This window comes from Bacillota bacterium, assembly GCA_012837335.1.
GTDB lineage: Bacteria > Bacillota > Limnochordia > Darwinibacteriales > DTU012 > DTU012.
Genome location: DURM01000091.1, coordinates 1 through 3404 on the forward strand (window position 1 = coordinate 1; position 3404 = coordinate 3404).

The following is a 3404-nucleotide window of genomic DNA, read 5'->3' on the forward strand; positions in this document are numbered from 1 at the left end:
ACCTTTTTCAACTAGCTGGTTCCAAAACGATGGTGCAAAATCATAGGAGTAGTACTGCCGATGTGAGCTGATTAAAATATTGGCATCTAGGGCATATTTCTTACTCATAGGCCATTATTTCATCTCTTATCGTATTGTAAGCTCTTCCTTTCAGCCCCAGAAGTTTGAATGCGTAGGTATATTCTATATCACCAGCTTCCGCACTTGTTACTACCGCTTCTCTGAATGCTGTGCTAATTCTAGACTTATAAGTTGGGTAAAATGTGGGACTTCCGGTGCTTTCTCTACTCGTTTCAAAGTCCTTCAGAGATTTTGTTTTAATCAGCTCAACCAAACTTTGGTTAATCAATCCCAGATCTTCAAGTTTTATTGCGAGAGCCAATCTGCTGACTTTAAAGTCTTGACATAGCTCTTCTATGCGTTCCAAAGGATTCTCAAAATGACCCCAGCGCTGTTTGATATCTACTGCTGGCATTAAAAATTCAGCGGTTAACCGATTCATTTCTTGTTCATTGTTTATCATATCTATGAATAGATCTTCCTGTTCATAGAGCACGTGAAAATACTCATGGATTAATGAAAATATCATGCCTGCTTTGGTGTCATTTCTGTTAATGAATATTAAAGGGGCAACATCATCATACAGCATAAACGCTCTAAATTCATTGATATCCAAACGCCGATAATTATTCATACCAACAACACTGTTTTGCATCACTAAGATACCGGCATTTTCCAGTTTCTCCTTGAGATGATTGTAGGCTGCATCGTAATCCCGTACTTGCTCATACCAGTTTTCAGTTAGATCGAGCAGTTTCCTTGCTAGATGAGCATCAGCAGCGACATCACCTGTTCGTCCAGCTTTGAAGTCAGCAATAATATCCAGCTTTTCCCAACCTAGGTTCTTTCTATAATCACTCATCCAGTTTTTGCGGAAATCCATCTCCAAAATAGTGTCTTTAAGGTTTTTACTCATCTGCGGCAGCTTGTTGTTAATAACACGGAATTCAGCTTCAACTGCATCTTTTTTGGGGGGAACGTCTAAAAAGAAGTACCCAAAGGGTACGTGGAGGTATTTCGCTATTTTCTCTAGCTGTCTAAACGTAGGATATTGTTCACCATTAATCCATTTGTTAAAGCTAGGATACCGCTTAGAGATCTCTTCCGGATCTTTTTGCGATTCTCTTATTGCCCACAGCCACACTTCCTTTTTAACCGGTACTCTTAAAGATTTCGCCATGCTCATACCCCCTTGATGGCTTTAACTCCTTTATTCCTATACTTTCATCTAAAAATAAGATTGGGTATAAACGCTCAGTTTTCCTTCTCTTATCTTTTCATATTATATGCCAATCCACTATCAAGTAGATAGTCGCTAATAAAACAAGAGCTAGGCCGAAGCCTAGCCCTCTGCATGGATTGGATGCTACTTATACAAAAACCAGAGTTCAGTATACTCGCCACTATCGACAAATCCGCCGAGAATTCGGGTACGAGTTTCGCCATCTTCTGAATCGTTAACTTGAACAGCCATCTCGAGCTTAAGTCCAAGTTCAATACCGAATTCGGCTAATTTTTCATGGGCTTGGCTTAAAACTACTTGCCCGCGATAACCAAAGTCAGTTTCTTCTATTTTGACATCCATATGGTCGTTAGGGGCTACATAATACTCCCGATCCGGATAGCGGATGACAACCTCATGGCCTTTCTCCTCAGTAAGGGCAATCATCCATTTCTGCCTCAGACTTTCATCTGGTGTCCTAATTTCCCATTCCAAGCTGTCTGCTTCGAAGATATATCTTTCTGTTTTCTTATTTCCAAACGGCAGATCGGTGTAGACATCATACTGAATGTAAACATTGTCATCATCCCAGAATACCCACACCTTCCAGCCCACTTCCTCACCGCCGTACTCATCTGTGAAGAAGCTGTAAGCATTCTCGTCCTTAACCGGCCATTCTTCCCCAACCTTCAGCGGAAAAACTACCTTTGGAGCCTTATAACCTGTTTCCGGAATAATCTCCTCATCGATAACCTTGACCGGAATTTCAACCGGATCCAGAGCGCCATATTTTACCGTTACTTTGGTTTCTCCAATCTTTTTTGCTTCAATGGTTACAGTTTCACCTTTATTATTAGCTAGGACGACGACGTCAGTATCGGCAACTGCCCACTCGATGTCATCACCTTCAACTTTGATGGTGTTGTTCTTCTCATCTTTAATACTGGCAGATAGTTTAGCTGTAAAGAATCCACTGGCTAAATTGATAGTAACATCTTCTGGATTAACTGCTATTGTGGTTGGCTGTCCTGGTTTGCTTTTAACCAGACAGCCGCTTAAAGCAACTGCAAGTGCTAACACTATTACAAGCAAAAGAGTACTTTTTCTCATCATCTCTCCTCCTTGATACAGTGCTGTAGAATTATGGAGCTGACTAACCTCCTCTCTGTCAATTATTAGTAAATTTTGTTATATGTTTATTATACAAAGAGGCCAAAAATCCTTTTTTTAAGTCAATATTCACTGTCTAACGCCGGGAACAAAGGCGTTGCGCCGAATCTACCAAGCAGATAGTCTCCTTCAATTTGTTTATCATAGCGAACTTTGAAGTCATCTAAAGAATATAACTGTGAACCTTGCGCCTGACGCTCAACAAACCAAATCTCATCTCGTCGAAGTAATGACAAGTCCAGTAGTGCGGATTCGTGAGTTGTGGCAATCATCTGCATCTGCTTTTTCTCCGTAAAGTCATAGAACAGCTTCACCAGCTCCACAGTCAACTTAGGATGCATACTGCGGTCAATCTCGTCAATAAAGACAACCCGATTATCCAGCTCCTCAAACAACAGTGGGACAAGATCGAAAAGCCTTTTAGTTCCGTCAGACTCATCTTTCAGATCAAACAATTCAACAGCATCTTGATGCTTAGTCTTCAGTTTTTCCACCACTAAATCATCATTTTCACGCCTAAATGCTAACAGCATATCTGATCCCCTAATGCCGAACTCTTCGTGTTCTGCACTTGTCTGCGAAATGAACTCCTCCAAGTCACTCAGTTCTTCATCTGAATAATGACTTAACTCCTTTTTCAAGGTACTAGATTCAACTTCAATGGAATCGATACCTGTATCAAAATGCACCAGGAATTTCTCAAATTCATTACGCATATCATCATTGCGAATGGCCAGCGGCAATGGCATATACACAGAGCTAGGGAAAATCACGATAATATTCGCAAACCAATGATAAACGTCTCCAAAAATATGAAAGGCATCATCATCAGTTTTTTTAGCAAGCTCCGAAAGGAAAAGATCTCTCGGCTGCGACTTAATATCTTCCGCATAAATACCAAACCTGGTTTTGGCCTTTCCAATTAGATTAAGATCTGAGCTAACGGTTTCCT

4 protein-coding genes are annotated in these 3404 nt (G+C 40.7%); all 4 read right to left on the bottom strand.

The features are described 5' to 3' along the window. Positions 1–108, bottom strand: a 108-nt coding sequence (locus tag GX019_11505) for a DUF4411 family protein (GenBank protein HHT37779.1), incomplete at its 3' end; no start/stop codon positions are given. Then, positions 101–1240: an ImmA/IrrE family metallo-endopeptidase gene (locus GX019_11510; protein ID HHT37780.1), complete on the bottom strand. Its 1140-nt coding sequence runs from the start codon at positions 1238–1240 to the stop codon at positions 101–103. The genes GX019_11510 and GX019_11505, both read right to left, overlap by 8 nt. Positions 1241–1426: 186 nt before the next feature. Further along, positions 1427–2392 carry an Ig-like domain-containing protein gene (locus tag GX019_11515; GenBank protein HHT37781.1) on the bottom strand — a complete coding sequence of 322 codons (966 nt, stop codon included), beginning with the start codon at positions 2390–2392 and terminating at the stop codon, positions 1427–1429. Between the two features lie 122 nt (positions 2393–2514). After that, positions 2515–3404: AAA family ATPase (locus GX019_11520; protein HHT37782.1), on the bottom strand; the 890-nt coding region annotated here is incomplete at its 5' end.